Origin of the sequence: Methanonatronarchaeum sp. AMET-Sl (assembly GCF_029854155.1) — an archaeon.
Lineage (GTDB): Archaea > Halobacteriota > Methanonatronarchaeia > Methanonatronarchaeales > Methanonatronarchaeaceae > Methanonatronarchaeum.
In genome coordinates, this window is the sequence record NZ_CP122958.1 from 460597 (window position 1) to 482196 (window position 21600).

Consider the following 21600-nt stretch of genomic DNA (forward strand, 5'->3'; position numbering starts at 1 on the left):
TGTGGTTTATTCAGGTTTTTGTTGTTTTGTTTTTTGGTAATATTTTGTCTAGATTTATGTTTTGTTCGATTAGGTCAGCGGCTTTATCTATTGGTGAGTCTTTTTGTTGGTTTTGGGTTGGTTTTGTTTTACCACTAATGGTGTATAGTTGGTTTATAAGTGTGTTTTTAATTACTTGGTTTTCGAATAAACCATGTATGTATGTTCCGAGCACCATGTTTTGTTCTGCACTTCCTTTTTCTAGTGGTTGGTTTAGGTTGTTTAGGTGTTTTGTTCGACCCATATGTATTTCATATCCCCGTACCATGCCTTCTGAGCCTTTTAACAAGCCTTTATCTATTTTTATTTTGAAGTTGACTTCCTTGACTTTTTTGTCTAACCTGAATTCGGTTTCGGTTGGAAGTAGTTTCAGGCCCTCTATCTCTTTTTCTGAACCGGTTCCTTCTATATCTGCGTTTATTATTGTTTCTCCCAGCATTTGGTATCCACCACAGATTCCGATTATGGGTCCATTGAATTTTTTTATTTCTTTATCTAGACCGGTTTTTTTAAGGGCTTTCAGGTCGTTTACGGTGTTTTTTGTTCCAGGAAGTATTATTAGGTCTATATTGTTTGGTATTTTTTGGTTTAGAGGTAGGTATGTTGTTTTTATTCCAGGGGTTTGGGTTAGGGGTTGGAAATCGGTGAAGTTAGATATTCTTGGTAGCCTTACAACTCCGATATTTATTGTCTCGCTTGGTTTTGTATCGTCTTCTCCGAAAACAGTTTTCTCACCTATAGGTGGGAGGGATACGCTGTCCTCTTCAGGCAGTCCAGGATCTTCATAGGGTATCACTCCTAATACGGGGATGTCTGTTAGTTCTTCAAGTTCTTTTATACCTGGCTCAAGTATTTCTCTCTGTCCCCTGAACTTTGTTATTATAAACCCAATGACTTTCTGTCTTACGTCTTCCGGCATCAACTCTATTGTCCCATAGAGACTTGCGAACGCTCCACCACGCTCAATATCGCTTATTAAGAGTATGTCTGCGTCTGTAAATCTAGCGGTTTCTATATTTGCCAGGTCTCGGTGGTGTAGGTTGATCTCTCCAATGCTCCCTGCACCTTCACATATAATTACGTCGTGTTTGCTGGCTAGACGTTTATATGCTTTTTCAGCTGTTTTTCGAGCAGTATGCCAGTAATTATCGTAATATTTTGTCGCTTCGTAGTGGTCAACTGCTTCTCCATCTAAAATCAACTGGCTTTCACCATCTCCTCTTGGTTTTAACAAAACTGGATTCATATCTGTGTTTGGAGGGATTCCAGCCGCTCTTGCTTGAACATATTGAGAAATCCCAATCTCCCCCCAACCATTTGAATTAGGAGATGGAACCGCTCGAGCGTTATTAGACATATTCTGTGCTTTATAGGGCGCTACTGAAACTTTTCTTCGGTTTAAAACCCTACAGAGCCCTGCAACAACTGTGCTTTTACCAGCATGACTCGATGTTGCTACAACCAATACAGTTTGACTTGCCATAAAAAACCAACAAATTTTTTTATCTCACTTCAGGTGGAGGTCACTTCACCCATGGATTACGTTGGTAAGGTTTGAAACAGCACCTTTAACATCATCTATCTCTTCAACAAGAGTTCCGGTAACCACTATGTCAGCACCGGCTTCAACAACCGATTTAGCATGTTTGGGAGACCTTATCCCACCACCAACAATAACTTTAGAGTTCGTTTTTTGACTTACAGCCCCAACCATCTCCGGTGGTATATGTTCACTGGCCCCGGAACCTGCTTCAAGATATGTATAATCCATACCCATATACTCTCCAGCAAGTGAATAAGAAACAGCTATCTCTGGTTTCTCCCTAGGAACAGGCCTAGCATCACTTATATATCCAACCGTACCACCCGGCTCAACAACTATATAAGCCATAGATAATGGTTTAAGACCAAGTTTCTTAACGATAGGAGCTCCACGCATCTGCATACCAGTGATATACATTGGGTTGCGGGAGTTCAATAAACTCATAAAGAAAACGGCGTCAGCCCTACCTGTAAGACCCGAAGTATCCTGTGGGAACAATATAACCGGTAAATCAACATTCTTTTTGATATGTTTCACCGTCTGATCGACAACCGCTTGACCACTAACTGTGGAGCCACCAACCATAATACCATCGGTACCACCCGCACTGGCCTCACTAACTATCTCACCAGCCTCCACCGGGTCCTGTTCATCAGGATCTATCAGAGTTAAATGAATCCCTGACTCACCGCCAAAGATCCTGTCTCCAATCATCCTCTACCTTCTTTAGATTTAATTCTAAGGCCTTTGTAACCACATTTCCGACATTTAACCGATTTCTTAGGGTTCCTAGCATTACACTTCATACATATCTTAACGCCAAACAAACTATCTTCAGCTTCTGGAAATCTTGCCATAAATAACACCAAAGTTTCTATCTAAAATAATAAACTAACTGCCTAATATAATTAATCAGATTAATTTATAGATATATCCCCTAAAAACCAAAAAAATTGTTGTAAACCACCCTTTATAATACAAAAAACACACTACTTTAATATTTAGAGTTAGGATGGAAGTTAAGTCTACATACTTCCGTCTATAATTAGAGAGGGTCAAAGATTATGAATGAAATAAAACTAAAAGAGTTTGGTGATATCCGGGTAGGACATGCTGGCTCTAAAAAACATGCAACGGGATGTACAGTTTTTCTATTTCCAGAGGGCTGTAAAGCAGGTGTTTCTGTAAGAGGAGGATCCCCCGGCACAAAAGGCACATCCCTTTTAAAGCCAACTTCTGCAAACTATGACGTAAACGCCATAGTTATGACAGGCGGCAGTAGTTACGGCCTTGAATCTGTAACTGGTGTAATGAAAGTTCTCGAGAAACGTGAGATAGGTCTTAACGTCGGCAATGCACATGTCCCAATAGTACCCGCAGCAGTGATACTTGACCTCGGAATCGGTAGTTCCAATATAAGACCAGACCGAGAAATGGGTATCAAAGCCATCGATAATGCCAGCCAAGAAATAGAAAGCGGTTGTGTAGGAGTCGGAGAAGGAGCAACAGTCGGTAAGTTATTAGGTATGGAGCACGCGATGAAAGGAGGATTTGGATACCATTTGGTTGAAGAAAACGATGTAAAAGTCGGTGCATTCACAGCAGTAAACGCTGCAGGAAACATAATAAACCCAAAAACAGGAGAAAAGGTAGCCGGAGCCCAAATCGATGGAGAAATAATAGGACTAAACCAACTATCAGACAAAATAAATAATAAAAAACTGTTAGGGACAAACACAACAATAAGCACAGTGATAACAAACGCCAAACTCAATCGAAGAAAACTATGTCGACTAGCATCAACTTCACACGATGGATACGCAAGAACAATCCAACCAAGCCACATGCTCCCAGATGGAGACACAATATTCACAGTATCAACAGGAAACAAAAAAACAAAACTCGATTACGTAGGAATTTTAGCAACCCACTGCATAGAAAAATCAATAATAAACGCAGTTGAAAAAGCAGAAAAAACCGACGGAACACCATCAACAAATGAAATAAAAAACAAATAAACCCACAAACAAACCTCTAACCAAAAAACCCCAACAACACTCCCCAAAACAACTATAGATCATCCATCAAAAAACCCAAACCAACTCTAAATCCCACAAACCAAATAAAATAGTTATCTAAACCAGAACTTAAAAACCCCCTCTATCTTTAGGCAGGACCCCCACCTCACATCAACATTAACTTTTGTGAGAGTTTGAAAGAGCAGTAAGTCCTCTCATCTTTAAGGAGAGGATGATGTCAGAGAGACCACTCCCCAACATCTCTAAAACAGAGAAAGTGGTGGTTCTACCTATCTTCATTTAAACCGATTGGAAATCAATAGATAATCCATAAAGTTATTGGTGAACGTCAGGCTCCACTAAAACTATGAGATAAATTTAATTGATCGATGAACTGGATTAGATAATTATATTCTCTGGAAACACTTTTTTTTGAATTATCTCTATTCGTGATATATGTTAATTGATTGCTCTTTGTTTGAATCCCCATATTCCGATTGGTACAAATATAGCTATGCTTATTATTAATCCTATTATGCAGGCTATTAGGGGTAGGCCTGCTGTTTCTGGTGCTATGAAAACTCTGATTGATTCGCTGACGTATGTGAGTGGTATTCCGAATGTGAAGTAATATAATATTTCACTTATTTCTCTAACCATGTCTACGGGGTAGAAAGTTGCTCCGAGAAACATCATTGGCATTGTTATTAGAAACATTATTTCGAACATGATTTCGGGTGGTTCGAAATAACTGCCTATTCCAAGCCCCATTCCTCCGAAAATGATTCCGGTGGCCATAAATATGATTATTAGTACTATTAGTGAAGTGAGTGTTAGTGTGAAGGTTTCTGGAAACAGTATTATTGCGAGGATTAATACTGCTAGTCCGGAGAAGACTCCTTGGAACATTCCGTAAATGATTTTTTCTAGTGCGAGGCTCGCCATTGTTAGTGGTAGTAGTATGTGTGCTCTTATTTCTTGGTTGTGGTCAAAACTTATGCCTATCTCTCCGCCAACGCTTCGCATTGCCCCTAACATAGCGGTCATAGCTATTATACCTGGCACCAAGATCTCGATGTAATCAATCATGAATACATCTAGTTGGGGTAGTAATAAACCAAATACAATTAGAAAGAACATTGGTTGGCCTAAAATCCTCATTAGGTTGCCCCGGATGTCTTTCCGGAAGACCATTAGGTCTCGTATAAAAACTGCGTAAGCAGCTCTGAAACTCCATTTAAATTCGTTGAGGTCTATTTTTAATTCCTCCAAATCAATCGATTTAAACTCTAAGAATAGTGTTTAGTTTTTTTTGACTCGAATCTATTGTTTATTGGATTTATATTGGGTTTTATCTGTTGTATGGTGTTGTAGGTCTATTTCTGTTGGTTGTTTTTGTGGTTTACTCGAGTTTTTCGCCTGTTAGGCTGATGAAGACATCTTCTAGTGTTGGTTTCCGTATGTCTAGTGAACGTATGGATATGCCTGTTGTTTTTATTTTGTCCATGACGATTGGACTGAGTTCTTCACCTTTTTCTGCGTAGATATGTAGTTCCATTGTTCGGGCTCCTTCGATTGTTTTTATTTCTTTCACTCCCTTGATTTGTTTGAGTTTTTCGATTAGTTCTGGATATACGTCGTCTAAACCTACTTTAATAACGTTTTCTGCTGGCCCTTTTTTCTTTAGGTTTGTAGGGCTGTCTAGACCAACTATCTTTCCTTCGCTCATTATGGCTACTCTGTCGCATAAGGCATCAGCTTCTTCCATGTAGTGGGTGGTTAACAACATTGTTTTTCCTTGTTTATTCAATTCGATTATTTTCTGCCATATAGCTCGTCTTGCGTGGGGGTCAAGCCCCATTGTGGGTTCGTCAAGAAAGATTATGTCGGGTTCATGGATTAATGCACGTGCGATAAGCAATCTCTGCAACATACCTCCGGAATATTTCTTTATGTTGTCATCTGCCCTTTCATGTAACCCAACCATTCGGAGCACATCATCGATTTTCTCTCTTCTGTTTTGAACTCCATAGGCTCTGGCCATTATTGAGATGTTTTCTCTGCCAGAAAGTTTTTTATCGAGGCTTCGGTGTTGAGGCACGACCCCTATTTTCATTTTAACTCCCAGGGGGTTTTTAGTTACATCTAAACCGGATACTAATGCCTTACCTTCAGTTGGACGGATCTCGGTGGTAAGCATTCCAATTGTAGTTGTTTTACCGGCTCCATTAGGCCCCAACAAACCAAATATCTCTCCATCATCGACTTTAAACGAAATATCGTCTACAGCGTGGATATTTCCATACCGTTTACTTAAATTATTGACTTCAATCAAAAATACTCACCAAACATTTTTTTATAAAAATAATTAGTTATAACCGAATATTTTTTATTTAAAACTTATTTCAGGTATATTTTTCAATTCATTTAGGTTTTGGATAACATAATCCGGTTTTAATCCCTTATACCTATATTTTTCTCCATTAAAAGAGATTAATATAGATTTGATGCCGTAGTTGTTAGCTCCTGCTACATCATGCTTAAGTGAGTTACCGATGTATGCTTTTGGTTTACAATCTGATTTTTCAACAGCGTACTTAAATATCGTTGGATCTGGTTTAGCGACCCCAACCTCTCCTGAGGTTACTACACAACTGAAATAACTACTTAAACCCAAGCTCTCGACCTTCTCTCTCTGAACCTTTTTAGGGCCATTGGTAACAAGAACCTTTTCATCCTGTATTTTATCCAAAACCTCATCTACACCATTGAATAGATAAAGATTATCTAAAACCTCATAATGGTAGATACGGGATAGACGGCGAATCCGATCAACATCAAAAACCCCTTTTTCCTCAAAAACCTCCTTGAATATAGGGAAACGTGTTTTCAATTTATTATCGATAGTAACTCTGTCATGTGCCCTTAGATAGTCATCTCTATCGATTTCCGGAAGTCCACACCTCTCAAGACACTCAGCAAGTATCTCACTACGAGATTTGCTCACCCCGCATAGAGTCCCATCAAGATCAAACAAAACCGCCATAAAAACCAACAACTACCACTATACCTATAAAGTAATTAGTGTATACCAAAAAAACAAACCTTTTTTTAGATTTTTTTGAGTATAAACTCCTTTTCTAGAGGTCTATAGATGGGTTTTATCTCTGTTTTTAGAAATCTCTTTCAGAAATGAATTCCGCCATACCGATTAAGTATTCTTTGTTTTTAGATTCTGGTAGTGGCTTTAGGTGTCCGATTCCTTGTTTTATCATTTCATCAACTTTTTTTGAGGCATAATCTAGCGAGCCTTCATGCTCTAGAAGTTTTATCGCTGTTTCAACATCGCTTTCTGTTGTTTTTTGACGGGGTTTTTCAAGTATTTTGATAAATTTAGTTGGGTCGTTTGAGTTATTGATATAATGGATTGCCATAAGGCTTCTTTTTCCTTCACGGATGTCGTTTCCGACTTGGCCACCACGTCCCTTGCCTTCCTGGAAATCTAGTAAGTCATCAGCTATTTGGAAGGCGTAACCTATTTTTTCTCCATATTTCCGGACTTCCGTACTAACATCTTCGGAGGCTCCGGCTATTAAAGCACCGCCATAAACACTACCGCTTATCAATGCACCAGTCTTTTTAGATATCATCTTCATGTAATCTTCTTCAGTGATATCGAGTTTTTCACGTGAGTTTATATCCATTGCTTGGCCTTCGGTTAATTCTGTAACTACGTGGGAAAGTAACTTCATTAATTTGAAGTTTTTTTGGTCGGATAGCCCTACTTCTTCTCCTCTTGAAGCAGAGACAAATGCCTTTGCAAACATACCATCACCGACATTTATAGCGCGGGGTATACCTATACGTTTCCAGACTGTTGGGTGGTCCCGCCTATATTCATCTCGGTCTTGGATATCATCATGTATTAAAGAAAAATTATGAATAATCTCTATTGCAGCAGCATACGGTAATGCCTCTTTTTTAGTTCCCCCAAGCGCTTCACAGGTCAGTATACATAGACCTGGTCTCCAACGCTTTCCCCCAGTATTGAGGTGATAATGCACTTCATCATAGAGATGATTGATTTCGTGGTTTTTTGGAATAACTTTCCTTATCTCTTCATCGACAACTGGCTTCAATTCCTTTATCCGTTTCCAAACTCCTTCAGTATCCATAGTATCTCCAACAATCAATTATATCTTGCTTAATAAGGCAGCGATATCCAGCACCACCAAAAGAAAAACGGGCTCTAGAGAAGTTTTTGAGGGTCATCACAACTCTAACTCTATTTCTCGGGTGAAGTTGCCACAACACCACTACCCCCTAAATCCCTGAAATATTTTCAAAACACACCTACCGATTCTTTCATCCAAAGTTGTTTGTGGACATGTTTTGATGAATCAGACTTCTACTGCTATACCAAACTTACATTTATCGATTTTTATATCTTACTCCCAAGGCTGTACCACATCCCTATATGAAAGGGATTTTTAGCCTTGAGACAAGAATAAATTAGGTAGGACTGAGTCCTCCATGATTAAAGCCATAAGCTCCCTCCTCGCGATCTCGATAGAGTATAAGTTATTGCTTGGTTTTTTTTAATAAATGTTTTAAGATGGCTTGAATTTTAGGCTTAAAACCCCATTTTTGTACTCCATCTCCATTGATTCACTGTCAACAGGTCTAGGTAAGTTAACTTCCCTAGAATATCTATCTGAATCGCTTTCTGCTTCAATAAGAACCTTATCACCATGGACAGCAATAGAGATATCTTCTTCATTGACTCCAGGAATTTCTGCTGTAACAACTATATTGTCTTCTTTATCGAAAACATCGACCAATGGCTCCCTACCCTTATCACTAACTCGGTCACCAAAACTCCTTACTTCGGGTTCACCAGACTGATCCATACGAATCGAAAAACCAAACCTAAATGGACCCTCCCCGGAAGCACGACGTCGCTCATCAACTGCCTTCCTCAGTTTTTCTTCGTTAACTTCATCTAAATGGGGCCACATCTCCTCAAAAATGTCAACAAAACCCATCTCACCATGATCTCTATCGAAGAAATCTCTCAACATCTTCTCAAACAATTCATCAAAAGGATCTTTATCTCTAGTCATAAGCTTCAACAACAATATTTGCTCTACAAACAAATAAGATATTTCAAAAGAAACTTACGAAAAACCCAGAGATTTGATATGGGTTAGTTTACCTCAAGTCAGCACCCAAACCCCTCTTAGTTAGGGAGAGGAAGATGTCACCTCTATTGAACTACCTTTATCTTCAACCTTCTCCAACTTAACGGTTAATACACCGTTTTCAAGCTCTGCCCTACCCTCATCCTTAACTTTAGAAGGCAGGCGAATCTCTGTTTCAAACTCAAGAGCCCTTCCATCCATCAAGTAGTTAGCAAGTTCTTTATCCCGCCTACCACTTACAACCAACTTCTTACCACTACCTTTAACTCGGACTTCAAGCTCTTCTTTCGAAAAACCAGGAACATCCATAACCAGGATTAAAACCCCGTCCCGTTCATATATATCCGTGAAAGGCAACAAAGAAGATTCTAACTTCCTGTGAATCATACCCAATATCTCAAAATCCTTATCATCCCGTAAATCTTCAATAAAACGCTCTATCCTACCTATAATAAAATCAACTTTATTCAACCAAACCACCCTAACAATATAATATTACCGCCAAACCCATTAATACCTATTAACCATCTAAACTAAACACCTAAAACAGAATTACAAAAAACATTTCCATTTCTTAAATATTTAGTATAGAAACCCGATTCTAACCAAAAAAACTCAATAAATCTATCCAAACAAAAAAACCTCAGCCCGAAAGAAAACACTATATAAAATTAATTTTAACTATCGTGTCAAGAACTCTCATTTCTAACGAGTGCAACAAGTTAGTTAGGGGTTGTTCACATAAAAGAAGTTTATGGTTGATGTTTTTATATAAAGCTGAACAACACGTATATTGCTATAGCGGTAACCAGTATGTTTATGATGAATTTGTAGATTGCGACCTTTGTACCTAGTTTTGGTCCGAAATAAGCGATTTTGTTTGGTAAACTACTTTTGGCAAGGAAAACTGTCATGGAGAATAAACTGCCTACAAGAAGGCCGCCAACGGCGTATATGGGTGTGACGGAGCCATCTGCCAATAACTCTCCTGCAAGTGTTATTGAGCTTGTTACGTCAGCGATTCTTACAACAATAATGGTTGAAACTTCGGGTGGTAGGCCAAAAACCTTTGTAATGGGCTCGATGTAATGGGTGATTTGGTCGAAGAGGTTTAGGGAGATAAGTAGGTTTGCGATTGTGTAGACTATTATAACTCTGGATAGGATTTTTTTTAGTGTTGGTAATGATTCGGTCACGCCGCTCCATGCGACACTCCATTTATCGTTAATCTCATTAAAACTTGTTTCGATACCTAGATCTATTTTATCACCACCACCATCAAGGTATATTGCTCCTAAAATAATACCTATCAAGGTTATTAGGAATGCAATTCCGATTTGAAAGAAGATGTATAGGCCGCCTGCATATAAACCCAGTAGGGGGAGTACAACGGGTAGGTAGAAAGTGGGCATATGACTCAGGTAGCCGAAAAAAGTGCCCGCAATAACTGTGATTATAACTTCCTGTTCTTTAACAACACCATCTTCATAAAAACCAGCTAGCATTGCGTATCCAGCAGGACCGCTTCCAAGCAATGTAGTAATTGTAGCTCCACCCGCTTTAGAGAGGTTGCCCCACCTAATAAAGGGTTTTGAAAGGAAAGCCAGTTTATCGAGTAAACCAAACTTAACCAATATATTAGCTCCAACAATACCTAAGACGATAAAAGGAACAAGCCTTGTAAAGAGAACAACCATCCTCTCAATAAACGGTCCTAAAACCCAATCCATTTGAACACTACAGAATATCTAGAGCCAATACAAAATGATTCTTATTCAAAAAACCAGGATAACGGAGTTAAGGCAATTGATTTATAATTTTGAGTCTATTTTATTCATATTAAGGATGTTTCTTTAATGAGAGGAAAAAAATATGGTAGATATTGAACTCAAAGCCCCAATCTGTGACCATGTTCACAAAATAACCGCCGAAAATGAAGGCGACAACATAGTTATAACAATCGAATCAACATGCAACCAGATAGGAAAACTTGTTGGAGAAAAAATGGTTTTAACCAAGAAAGAAGCAATGGGAATAACAAACAACTCACCATTAAACCAACTAAGAAAAGACTCAGAATCCCAGTGTTTTGTACCCCCCGCAATCGCAACAGCCTGCGGAATTGCAAGCGGAAGAATATCTAAAAGACTCGCACAAAACGTAGAAAACACCAAGATGGAAATAAAAAAAGAAAAAGAGGAATAAAAAAAACAACCACAAAAAACCACCAACCAACCACAACACCCCACCTATAGTTAGTTGTGTTATATATGGAATTTAACGAAAAAGCATTGAAGTATAACAAAGGCGGAAAAATCCAGATCAACGGCAAAGTCACTGTAAAAAACCAAGAAGACCTAAGCCTCGCATACACACCAGGCGTCGCCGAACCATCAAAAGAGATAGCCAGAGATAAAAACAAGGTATACGACTACACCAACAAATCAAACACCGTAGCCGTAATAAGCGATGGCTCAGCCGTCCTAGGATTAGGCGATATAGGGCCAGAAGCATCTATGCCCGTAATGGAAGGAAAATCCCTTCTATTCAAACTATTCGCAGGCATAGACGCATACCCCCTATGCATAAACCAAAAAGACCCAGAAAAAATAACCGAACTCATAAAAGCAACAGAACCAACATACGGAGGAATAAACCTCGAAGACATAACAGCACCAAAATGCTTCGAAATAGAAAAAAAACTCAAGAAAACAATGAACATACCCGTGTTCCACGACGACCAACACGGAACAGCAATAATAGTTTTAGGCGCAGTATACAACGCCCTAGAAATAACCGAAAAAAACCTCAAAGACATAAAAATAGTAGTAAATGGAGCCGGAGCATCAGGAATCGCAATAACAAAAATATTATTAGACGCCGGAGCCCAAAACATCATCCAATGCGACAGCAAAGGAACAATCTACAAAGGCCGAGAAACAAACATGAACAAATACAAAAAACAAATAGCCAACAAAACAAACCCAGAAAACATAAAAGGAAACCTAAAAAAATCAATGAAAAACGCAGACCTATTCATAGGCCTATCAGTCCCAAACGTAGTTAACAAAAAAATGATCCGTAATATGGCCGAAAACCCAATAGTCTTCCCAATGGCCAACCCAGAACCAGAAATATACCCAGAAAAAGCAAAAGAAGCCGGAGCCAAAATAGTAGGATCAGGCCGCAGCGACTACCCCAACCAAATAAACAACGTCCTAGGATTCCCAGGAATATTCAGAGGCGCACTAGACATAAGAGCCCAAGACATAAACGAAGAAATGAAGATCGCCGCAGCAAAAGCACTAGCCGACCTAGCAAAACAACCAATACTAAAAAAACTAAAAAAACAATACCCAGATGAAGACCTAAAAGGATTCAACGAAAACTACATAATACCAAAACCACTCGACCCAAGAGTCGTACCAAAAGTCGCAGAAGCAGTCGCACAAGCCGGAATAAAAACAGGCGTAGCAAGAAAAAAACCAAAACCAGGCCAAATAGAACAAAAAACCAAAAAACTCACCCAAAAAAACAGATTAATATAAAAAAATAACACACAAAACCCTCTAACAAAAAAAGTTGGGAGAAAAAATTGCAAGACAAGGAATACCTAAACATCGAAGATGTAAACACAGTAGGAAAAACAGTACTAGTACGAATAGACGTAAACTCACCAATAGACCCAGCATCCAAAAGAATACTAGACGACAATAGATTCAGATCCCACAAACAAACATTCAACAAACTTAGAAACTCAAAAGTAGTAGTCATAGCACACCAAAGCAGGCCAGGAAGAAACGACTTCACAACCACAGAACAACACGCCAACAAACTAAGCGAAATACTACAAAGACCCGTAGAATACATCGACGACATATTTGGAACCAGAGCAAGACAAAAAATACAAAAAATGGAAACCGGCGACATAATATTCCTAGAAAACGTCAGATTCTACTCCGAAGAAGTATTACAACGAGACCCCCAAACACAAGGAGAAACAATAATAGTAAACAAACTCACACCCTACTTCGACTACTTCATAATGGACGCCTTCGCAGCAGCACACCGATCACAACCCTCAATCGTAGGATTCCCCCAAAAAATACCCTCAATATCAGGCTGCCTAATGGAAAAAGAAATCAAAACACTCCAAAAAATCAAAAAAGAATTCAAAAACACATACTTCGTATTAGGCGGAGTAAAAATAAAAGACAGCATCGACGTAATAAACCACCTACTAGAAAACAAAACAGCAGAAAAAATATTCGTAACAGGAGTAGTAGCAAACACCTTCCTAAAAGCAAAAGGCCACAAAATAGGAAAACCAAACACAGACCTAATAAAAGAAATCTCAGACACAAAACAAATACAACAAGCCAAAAAAATACTCAAAAAACACAAAAACAAAATAGAAACACCAAAAGACGTAGCAATAGAACAAAACGGACAAAGAAAAGACATACCAATAAACAAAATCCCACAAAACAAAATGATCCAAGACATAGGAATAGAAACAATAGCAGACTTCACAGACAAATTCAAAAACTGCCAAGCAATCGTAATGAACGGACCCGCAGGAGTATTCGAAAAACAAAAATTCGCCATCGGAACAAACGAACTAGTCCGAACAGCAGCCGAACTAAACGCATACACAATAATAGGAGGCGGCCACATATGCACCGCAGCCGAAGACGCCTGCACCAAAAAACAATACGACCACATAAGCACCGGCGGCGGAGCACTAATGCAATTCTTCACAAACAAAAAACTCCCAGCCCTACAAGCACTCAAAAACTCAAAACAAAAATTCAAAACCAAATACTAAAACAAAAAAAATAACGCCTCGGTAGCTCAGCTGGCCAGAGCGATGGCTTCGTATCAACCTCCCTACCAAAAGAGAAAAAGCCATATGCCGCGGGTTCAAATCCCGCCCGAGGCTTAAAAGCTCAGGCTTCAAAGCCCCCACTATTTTTATAAAAAAATTATAGAGATTAAGAGTTATACTTGGGGCAGAACTAAACAACCATCCTTCTCATAACCTCCTTTCTCACTAATCCAATCTCTGAACTCTTGGCAAGCCTTTCTACCCAACTCCAAACCATCAAAATATAGATCAAGAATCTCCAAATCAACCCTAAAACCATAACTATCAGTAAGATCCCTAACTATATCATCAAAAAAACCATCAAGACAATAACCCTCAAAAATCAAGTCAACAGCCCGCTCCTCATAAAAAACTCCAAAATTAGACTCATTCTTCCACAACTCACGAACCTCTTCCTTAGACACAGACAAAATATGCTTCTCACCACAACATCTACACTTATATACCGACTTCATACCAAATACTCTCAAAACCAACAATAATAAATATTACGCTAATAATAACGCAAAAACACCACAAAAACAACAATAAAACCAAAATTAAAAAAAATAATGACCAAAAACCCAACCAAAAAATACAACCCTAAAAAAGAGCCCAACACAAAATTATAATTAATTTCAATTAATCTGTAGTGCCTAAAAACCAAAAAAAATAAAAAATAAAATAGCTGGGTTATCTCTCTAGCCGTAGTTTATCAAACTCCATCAACAACCTATCCTTGTTCTCATCAACATACCTATGAGCTTTTTCTGGACTATCAAACTTCTTAATTGTCTTGTATCGCCATTCATCCTTAGTTTTTGCTTGCAATTCTACAGGTTCGCCTAATACCTCCTTCAAACTAAGAGGAGCACCAATCTCCCTAGCCCTCCTTTTAAACCTACGGCCATGCCCACTAACCTCCAGATGTAATGCCTCATGCCTCAACACCAAATCCTGCTGCTCCCCAGACAAACCACCCCAAACCTCCGGATTAATCTCAAGCCAGGTCATACCACCTGCAGATTTAAAGGTAGCGATCTCCGAACCACCCAAAAACTCCTTTTTAACTCCAGTAGCCCTATGAATCTCCTCCACCTCATTCGTATCAAAAACACCCCTGAAATCGGTTGGCTTACCATAAATAAACTCATCAAAAACCCCAAACAACCTCTCCTCAACCCCAACCACATCCAACCCACATAGACCATGAATTTTCTCCGCACCTTCCTCTGTTTTAGAAGTTCTGTTTTTTATGTGTTCGGTTTCAGATAGATCGCCTGACTCATACATCTCAACAATCTCCCTCCGCTCCCTTTCATTATAGAGGTCAGCCCGCCCCAAATACTTTAAATGAACCTGCCTAACAGATCCACCCTCCCTCACAGACTTAACCAAATAAGCATAATCAATACCATGAATCGTTTTAGTTCTAACAAACACCATACACTAGGCACTACACAACAAAAACCAATAAAAAACAAACAAAATTATGCAAAAACAATCCAACAAACAGAACCATAAAAAACCTACAAAAAACAAAAAAATTAACATAATCGCTAAAATAAGCAAGCAAAGACTTAATAGATATAACTAAAGATAAAGAACTAATCAACATGAAAAACAAAACACCTAAAAACTTAAAGATAGGTAAAGACGAACCAGAAACCAAAGAATACCTCCAAATACTCCAAAAAATAAAAGAAAAAACCAACCAAACCACAATAATGAACTGTTTTAACAATTAACCACCAAACAACCAAAAACCAAAAAACCCTCCACAAACAAGTAGTGACTAAACCCCAACCAAAAAACAAAAACAAAAATAAACCACCTAAAAACCACTTGTAATCTACATCACCTTAGTCCGAACAAACACCATACATTAGGCACTACACAACAAAACAAACAAAAAACCCACCAAAAATTACATAAAAAATAGAGACTGGGTGGTGTAGTGCCTAAAAAATACCCTTTAATAAATATAGATAGATTTTTTGGTAAGGCTAAAGAAGGGAGAGAATAATGCAACAGGAATTAAAACGCTTCTGAATATCCAACCAAAAAACCTCTCCCCCCCTAAATAACCTAACGATAAACACCTATAACCCAATATAATAAAAACATTTCCATAAAAAATAACATACTATCCTTCACATACATCCAAAAACATACAATTAACCACCACAAACCAACCAAAAACCAAAAAACCCAAGCACAACCCAACGACACCATCAGCAATAAAAAAAAATACAACCAACTTCTACATAGCCACATAAGCTCTCTACCAGAAGAACCTCCTAACATTTATATTCCATCGAGCTCTAAGTCAACGCCTAAATCAAACTCCCCAATCCTTAAAAAGAACCCTTTTTTTCAAACCCAAACTCAACAAAACCAGAAAATAAGGTTGTAGCTGCCTCTTCAAATCCAACATGAAGATTAAAAACCTTTATCTATTATCGATAAATATTTTTCAGTTGGTTATGAGTTCTAAAGTTCTTTTAGTTGATGACGAGCCTGATTTTCTAGACTTAGCAAAAATCTATTTGGAACAAGAAGACATAGACTTGGAAGTAGAAACAACCAGTTCTATAGAAGAAGCATTAAAATTAATTAAAAATAACAATTTTGATTGTATTGTCTCCGATTACCAAATGCCAGATATAGACGGCCTAGAGTTTCTGGAACTGATTAGAGAGGATAGAGAATCCGATATTCCTTTTATATTGTTTACCGGTAAGGGCAGGGAAGAAGTTGCAATGAAAGCTTTGAACCTAGGAGCTGATCGTTATCTGCAGAAAGGTGGTGATCCGAGGTCGCAGTTCGGTGTTTTGGCTCAAGCGATTATTCAAGAAGTTGAAGATTGGAAGCGGCAGAAGGAAACAAAACAAATCGAATGGCTAATCAAAAAAGAAGTTGATAAGGTAACGTACGAACCACCATATGGTGATCTTTCAAATTTGAACGATGATGGAACAATAAAAAGTAATGTTTCAAAAAAATCTCTTGAAGATATAACTAATAATTTTATGAGTTTACTCGATTCTTCCTGTGCTATTTACGAAAAAAATGGTGATTATGCCTTAGGAATTTTCTCCTCTGGTTGGTGCCAATATCTTGATAAAAAATCCCGTGAATTGTGCAATACTGAAGATAATGAAGAAGCATTAAGAAGTGGAGATTGGCTCTGCCATGAATCCTGCTGGAAAACCTCTAAAGAATGCATGGAAAAGAATGAACCTGTTGATAGGGAATGCGAGGGAGGAATCAACATATACGCCGTTCCAATAATAGTAGATGATGAAGTGGTCGGTGCTATCGACTTTGGATATGGAGACCCACCAGATGATGACCAAGAGTTGAAAAAGATCACTCAAAAATATGACGCCAACTTCAATAAACTGAAAAACCTTTCAAAAAAATATGACCACAGACCTGAATTCATAATCGAAGTTTCCAAAGAACGAATCAGAAGATCTGCAAGGCTATTGGGTGAAATGATCAAAAACCGTAAGATGAAAAAAAGGCAACAATTAATCAACTTCTCCCTCAAACACGCCACCCCAGAAGTCTTCTGGATAAACCCAGAAGGCAAATTCCTATATACCAACAAAACAGCTAGAGAAAACCTAGGGTATTCTAAAAACGAAATGAAAGAACTACATGTCTGGGAAATTGATCCGAACCACGGAAAAGATAAAAGAAAAGATATGTGGCAGAAACTGAAAAGAGAAAAAACACTAAATTTTGAATCCAAACACAAGACCAAAGATGGAGAAACCTATCCAGTCGAAATACACAACCACTATCTAAAGTTTCAAGGAAAAGAATATGAATTCGCCTTCGCCACCGACATAACAGAGCGTAAAGAAACAGAAAAGGCTCTGCAAGAGGCGAAACAGAGTTATGAAGAGTTGTTTGAAAAATCCGGAGACGCCATCATCATCCATCACCCCGATACAGGAGAAATCCAAGATGTCAACAACAAAATGTGCGAAATATACGGATATTCCCAGGAAGAAGCTCTAGAACAAACAATTATGGATTTGAGTTCTGGAGAACCTCCCTACACACAAGAAAGAGCAAAAAAACTAATTCAAAAAGCCAAAGAGAAAGGCCCCATAACCTTCGAATGGCAGTCCCAGAAAAAGGATGGAACACCTTTCTGGGAAGAAGTAACCCTAAAACAAGCAGAAATCAGCGGAGAGCCAAAGATCCTCGCAAACATAAGAGACATCACCGAGCGGAAAAAATCAGAGGAAGAACTGAAAGAAAAGACCGAAATGCTTGAAGGCATGCTCGACGGAATACAAGACATAATCGGATTTCAAAAACCAGACCACACAATAATACGCTATAACCAAACCGGATACGACCTACTAAACATGACCCCCAAAGAAGTGAAAGGCAAAAAATGCTACGAACTCATCGGAAGAGAAAAAGAATGCAAAAAATGTCCTACAAAAAAAGCCCTAAAAACAAAAAAAACCGAAACAATAGAAAAATACCAACCAGAAATAGACGAATACCTAAAAGCCACAGCCACACCAGTACTAAACGAAGAAGGAGAAGTATCCTTCATCATAGAACAACTACAAAAAATCACCGAACAAAAGGAAATAGAAGAAAGAGAAAAGTTTCTACAATCAATACTGAGACACGACGTTAAAAACAAAGCAAACATAACTCAAGGCTATTTAAACCTACTAGAAGAAACAAATCTATCCGAAGAACAACAGGAATTTGTAAAGAAAGCTAAAAAAGGTTCAGAAGAGAGTATAGATATCATCGAAAAGGTAAAGATACTTCAAGAAGCTGGTAGTGAGAAAGAACTAAAAACAGTTAATCTAAATCAAACCTTAAGAGAAGTTATAAACACAAACCAAGAACAGGCTAAAGAAAAAAATATTGAAATCAAATCAAATATAGACTCAACCTGTAAAGTACAAGCCGACCCCCTAATAAATGAAATGTTCTCCAACCTAATAGAAAACGCAATAAAACACTCCAAATGTAAAAAAATAATAATATCCACCAAACAAGATGAAGACAAATGCATAACCACCATAGAAGATGACGGCAAAGGAATCCCAGACAAACAAAAAACCAAGATATTCGAAAAAGGATACAAAAAAGGAGAAACAGGAGGAACCGGACTCGGACTATACATAGTTAAAAAAATAACAGAAAGCTACGGCGGTAACATAAAACTAAAAGACTCAGAACTTGGAGGAGCCAAATTCAAAGTAAAATTGAAAAAGGCCAAAAACTCCTCCACCAAAACAACTACAACAACAAATTAAAATCACACAACAACACAAAAAAATATACTAAAAATAACATACGACCCATAACAACTAAAAAATAAACACCTAAACAAAACAACCAAAAAAAAAGAGAAATAACAATCCAAATTTCCAAAAACCTCAGATCCCCTTTAACACAAACACCAAATACCTTATAATCAGGTTGTTAAAAAATTGTTTTATTAGATTTCAACCAAAGCATATCATAACAAATATACTAAAAACCACATACAAAAAACAATAACCTATCAATAACAATCTACAAATCACATATATCTCAAAACTTCGTTCACCCCAAATATACACATAAAAACCATATATTTTAAACTAAATTTCTTTAGCTGTTAACTCCGTAGATGTCTCTTAAGTCTTCTTGGACAAATTTATAGACTTTTTTGTTGATTTTGTAGTCTTTTATTATTTTGTTTTTTCTGAAGCTTTTGATAGTTCCTTCTTCCATGCCTGGGTGGTAGTTCTTTTTATATCTGTTTACGTATTCATCAATTCCTTTTTCCTGGATTTGTTGTACTACTTCTTTGGCTCTCTTGATTTCCGGCATGAACTCTGGCTCCAATCTTTCATTAATCTCTGGATTTCTCCATTTCCATTTTGTGTTTTCATAGGTGTTGAATGTGTAGTTTGTTTTGGGGATTCCCTGTAATTTGAATCGTTGTCCCTGTCCTTTTGCGTCAGTTACTGATCTGTAGAAGATTGCTTCCTTTCGCCCTACCTTCAAAATATAATCATTCAGTAAACGCCGGATATCTGGGTGTACGTCTTTGCCTGTGTGGCCTATTATTATGAGGGATGCTCGGTATTTCCTGAATTTTTTTAGTAGGGTTGAGAACTGTCTTTCCACTTTTGTGCTATCTTTTGAATATCCACTGGCATGGCTACTTGCTTCGTCGAAGATGAATAGTTTATTGCTTTGTTTTTGTCCTTCTTGTTTGTCTGATTTTAGCCATTTCTCCAGTTCCTGTATCCCACTACAATACCTATCTTTTTCTTTGAATGATTTGATGTTGCTGGCTACTTTTCCGTTTAGCCATGTGTGGTATAGTTCGGCCAATAGGATGGCGAAATCTGTTTTTCCACTCCCCATATTCCCTGCAATATAACAAATATAAATTTCCTGCCGCAACCTATTTTCAAGTAGTTGTAGGGTTCGTAATCCGCTGAGGTCATTACCTTCTGGAGGTTTACCGGCGATGCGTTTTATTACTGGGATGTTGTGGGTTTGTAATGCCTGGCCTACATACCTGCTGGATCGGTTTTTTAGTATTTCTCGGTAGATCCGTAGGTCTTGGTATTGGTGGTTGGTTAGGTTTGGTGTTTCTTTTTGTATGTTGGTATAGTTGTTGGATATGTATTCGAGTAGTTTGTTGTATCGGTCTTTTGGGTTGAGTAGACCGGTGTGGTTATGTAAGGTTTCTGTGTCCTCATTGATTTTAGTTTGAAGCTCCAGGCTGCTCCAAGCTAAATTATCCTTGCCCGACATTTCCCAGCTCCTTATTTCCTTTTTTGCCCTCTAATGACCTTTCTTCTTTTTTTTCTGGTTTTATTTCCTCTCTGTCTTGTTTTGTTTTGGTTTTGTAGTTTTGTTTTGTTTCTTGGAAGACTTCGTTGATTGTTTTTTCGATTTGTTCTCCTTTGAAGATGGTTTCTTGTTCTATGTCTTGGATGATTTGTCCTAGAATTTTGTTTAGGGATTTTTGGATGATTGATCGGATTCGGACTCTTTGTGTTAATCCTTTTTGTGCTTCTTCTGTTAATGTTGTTCTTAGTTCTGTGATTGCTTCTTTTGATCTCATTAGTTCGAGGTCATCTAGATAGCCCATCCAAACACCAACTGCCCGATTAGACTCAGGGTTATACTTTCTTGCGAGATAGAGATCTCCGGTTCCACATCGATAATTTGTTAGTTCACCCTCAACCTCGATACTCTGGAATTTTTCTCGAGATAATTCATAAACTGCAATACCTGAGGCCTCAGCCTCCAGCACCAACAACGGAACCCTCTCAGAACTATATAAATAATCAACAGCCTCCCGAATCGGAAGATAACCAACAACCAACCCCACAAGAAAAACAAAATACGCTATCTGGTACTCAACCCCAAACCACTCAAAACCAAAAAACAAGAAACCTAACACTAAAACAAAAACCAAAACCAAACCAAAAAAACCATCCCTAACAAATTGCTTTACTCCAAGGTTGAATCCAGTTAATCTAGACAACTAAATCGCCCTCCTCTAAATCTATAATTAAATCCTGCATACAATCACTGCAAAAGTAAAAGGAATGTGGGAAGGAATTACGAACTCTAATTCCACAGACTAAACAAATAAACTCAATCAACTAAAATCACCAGGGAGTTAAAGATTCCCAAAACCCAGTCACAAAACCAACAGACAAATCAACAGCGATGTTGATCCAGTAATCCATTGGTTGGAAAACCAGAACATCCAACAACCCCAACTCAAACGATATAACCGTAGCTCCTGCTAAAAAAGGAACCAACCAATAAACCAAAAACAACAAACCCAAATGCCTTGGATCCCGTAGATACCCACTTACCAAGACCAGGCCAGCCATGATTACTGGCATTATCGGTGGCGCCAAA

At 38.1% G+C, this 21600-nt stretch carries 21 protein-coding genes and 1 tRNA gene; 7 read left to right on the plus strand and 15 right to left on the minus strand.

The window, feature by feature from the left end; genetic code table 11:
• Positions 1-10: 10 nt before the first annotated feature.
• From QEN48_RS02265 to QEN48_RS07960, 3 genes are read right to left on the minus strand one after another with little or no spacing between them, the layout of a single operon-like run.
• Positions 11-1522, minus strand: a complete 1512-nt coding sequence (locus tag QEN48_RS02265) for a cobyric acid synthase (protein ID WP_280108792.1) — start codon at positions 1520-1522, stop codon at positions 11-13.
• Positions 1523-1567: 45 nt separating this feature from the next.
• Positions 1568-2296: a geranylgeranylglyceryl/heptaprenylglyceryl phosphate synthase gene (locus QEN48_RS02270; protein WP_280108793.1), complete on the minus strand. Its 729-nt coding sequence runs from the start codon at positions 2294-2296 to the stop codon at positions 1568-1570.
• Positions 2293-2439 carry a 50S ribosomal protein L40e gene (locus tag QEN48_RS07960; RefSeq protein WP_347985119.1) on the minus strand — a complete coding sequence of 49 codons (147 nt, stop codon included), beginning with the start codon at positions 2437-2439 and terminating at the stop codon, positions 2293-2295. The genes QEN48_RS02270 and QEN48_RS07960 overlap by 4 nt, the downstream gene beginning before the upstream one ends.
• A 207-nt stretch (positions 2440-2646) precedes the next feature.
• Here QEN48_RS07960 and QEN48_RS02275 point away from each other — a divergent pair, with 207 nt between their 5' ends.
• Entirely contained in the window at positions 2647-3600 is a 954-nt protein-coding gene (locus tag QEN48_RS02275) for a P1 family peptidase (RefSeq protein ID WP_280108794.1), read from the plus strand.
• A gap of 459 nt (positions 3601-4059) precedes the next feature.
• On the opposite strand, the gene QEN48_RS02280 is transcribed toward QEN48_RS02275, so the two are convergent.
• From QEN48_RS02280 to QEN48_RS02310, 7 genes are all read right to left on the minus strand, one after another.
• Positions 4060-4872: an ABC transporter permease gene (locus tag QEN48_RS02280; RefSeq protein ID WP_280108795.1), complete on the minus strand. Its 813-nt coding sequence runs from the start codon at positions 4870-4872 to the stop codon at positions 4060-4062.
• 130 nt (positions 4873-5002) lie between these two features.
• The gene (locus QEN48_RS02285) at positions 5003-5935 is read right to left on the minus strand and encodes an ATP-binding cassette domain-containing protein (protein ID WP_280108796.1); all 933 of its coding nucleotides are present in this window, start codon (positions 5933-5935) and stop codon (positions 5003-5005) included.
• 54 nt (positions 5936-5989) lie between these two features.
• Positions 5990-6646 (minus strand): HAD family hydrolase, encoded by a 657-nt coding sequence (locus QEN48_RS02290; RefSeq protein ID WP_280108797.1) that lies wholly within the window; start codon positions 6644-6646, stop codon positions 5990-5992.
• A 127-nt stretch (positions 6647-6773) separates the two neighbouring features.
• Positions 6774-7775 carry a polyprenyl synthetase family protein gene (locus tag QEN48_RS02295; RefSeq protein ID WP_280108798.1) on the minus strand — a complete coding sequence of 334 codons (1002 nt, stop codon included), beginning with the start codon at positions 7773-7775 and terminating at the stop codon, positions 6774-6776.
• A 435-nt stretch (positions 7776-8210) separates the two neighbouring features.
• On the minus strand, positions 8211-8723 hold the full coding sequence (locus tag QEN48_RS02300) for an Hsp20/alpha crystallin family protein (RefSeq protein WP_280108799.1): 513 nt from the start codon (positions 8721-8723) through the stop codon (positions 8211-8213).
• A gap of 120 nt (positions 8724-8843) precedes the next feature.
• Entirely contained in the window at positions 8844-9272 is a 429-nt protein-coding gene (locus QEN48_RS02305; protein ID WP_280108800.1) for an Hsp20/alpha crystallin family protein, read from the minus strand.
• 296 nt (positions 9273-9568) lie between these two features.
• Positions 9569-10531 carry a nucleoside recognition domain-containing protein gene (locus QEN48_RS02310; protein ID WP_280108801.1) on the minus strand — a complete coding sequence of 321 codons (963 nt, stop codon included), beginning with the start codon at positions 10529-10531 and terminating at the stop codon, positions 9569-9571.
• 142 nt (positions 10532-10673) lie between these two features.
• Here QEN48_RS02310 and QEN48_RS02315 point away from each other — a divergent pair, with 142 nt between their 5' ends.
• The 4 genes from QEN48_RS02315 to QEN48_RS02330 all read left to right on the plus strand — a co-directional run bounded on the left by QEN48_RS02315 (position 10674) and on the right by QEN48_RS02330 (position 13743).
• A complete protein-coding gene (locus QEN48_RS02315) occupies positions 10674-11006 on the plus strand; it encodes a hypothetical protein (protein WP_280108802.1) in 333 nt (110 codons plus the stop codon).
• A 65-nt stretch (positions 11007-11071) separates the two neighbouring features.
• Positions 11072-12349: a malic enzyme-like NAD(P)-binding protein gene (locus QEN48_RS02320; protein WP_280108803.1), complete on the plus strand. Its 1278-nt coding sequence runs from the start codon at positions 11072-11074 to the stop codon at positions 12347-12349.
• A 47-nt stretch (positions 12350-12396) separates the two neighbouring features.
• On the plus strand, positions 12397-13629 hold the full coding sequence (gene pgk, locus QEN48_RS02325) for a phosphoglycerate kinase (protein WP_280108804.1): 1233 nt from the start codon (positions 12397-12399) through the stop codon (positions 13627-13629).
• A gap of 15 nt (positions 13630-13644) precedes the next feature.
• Positions 13645-13743: transfer RNA gene (locus QEN48_RS02330), tRNA-Thr, on the plus strand.
• A 59-nt stretch (positions 13744-13802) separates the two neighbouring features.
• Here QEN48_RS02330 and QEN48_RS02335 read toward each other — a convergent pair.
• A complete protein-coding gene (locus QEN48_RS02335) occupies positions 13803-14099 on the minus strand; it encodes a hypothetical protein (RefSeq protein WP_280108805.1) in 297 nt (98 codons plus the stop codon).
• A gap of 262 nt (positions 14100-14361) precedes the next feature.
• Positions 14362-15114: a hypothetical protein gene (locus QEN48_RS02340; protein ID WP_280108806.1), complete on the minus strand. Its 753-nt coding sequence runs from the start codon at positions 15112-15114 to the stop codon at positions 14362-14364.
• 170 nt (positions 15115-15284) lie between these two features.
• On the opposite strand from QEN48_RS02340, the gene QEN48_RS02345 reads away from it, so the two are divergent.
• Positions 15285-15416: a hypothetical protein gene (locus QEN48_RS02345; protein WP_280108072.1), complete on the plus strand. Its 132-nt coding sequence runs from the start codon at positions 15285-15287 to the stop codon at positions 15414-15416.
• Between the two features lie 738 nt (positions 15417-16154).
• Complete coding sequence (locus QEN48_RS02350; protein ID WP_280108807.1) at positions 16155-18974, plus strand: PAS domain S-box protein; 2820 nt, start codon at positions 16155-16157, stop codon at positions 18972-18974.
• Between the two features lie 340 nt (positions 18975-19314).
• Here the strand turns inward: QEN48_RS02350 and QEN48_RS02355 are convergent, their stop codons facing one another.
• The 3 genes from QEN48_RS02355 to QEN48_RS02365 form a co-directional block, all read right to left on the minus strand.
• Positions 19315-20475, minus strand: coding sequence for an AAA family ATPase (locus tag QEN48_RS02355; RefSeq protein ID WP_280108808.1), 1161 nt, complete (start codon positions 20473-20475; stop codon positions 19315-19317).
• Positions 20459-21214, minus strand: a complete 756-nt coding sequence (locus QEN48_RS02360; protein WP_280108809.1) for a hypothetical protein — start codon at positions 21212-21214, stop codon at positions 20459-20461. The genes QEN48_RS02355 and QEN48_RS02360 overlap by 17 nt, the downstream gene beginning before the upstream one ends.
• A 127-nt stretch (positions 21215-21341) precedes the next feature.
• Positions 21342-21599: a hypothetical protein gene (locus QEN48_RS02365; protein ID WP_280108810.1), complete on the minus strand. Its 258-nt coding sequence runs from the start codon at positions 21597-21599 to the stop codon at positions 21342-21344.
• Position 21600 lies beyond the last annotated feature (1 nt).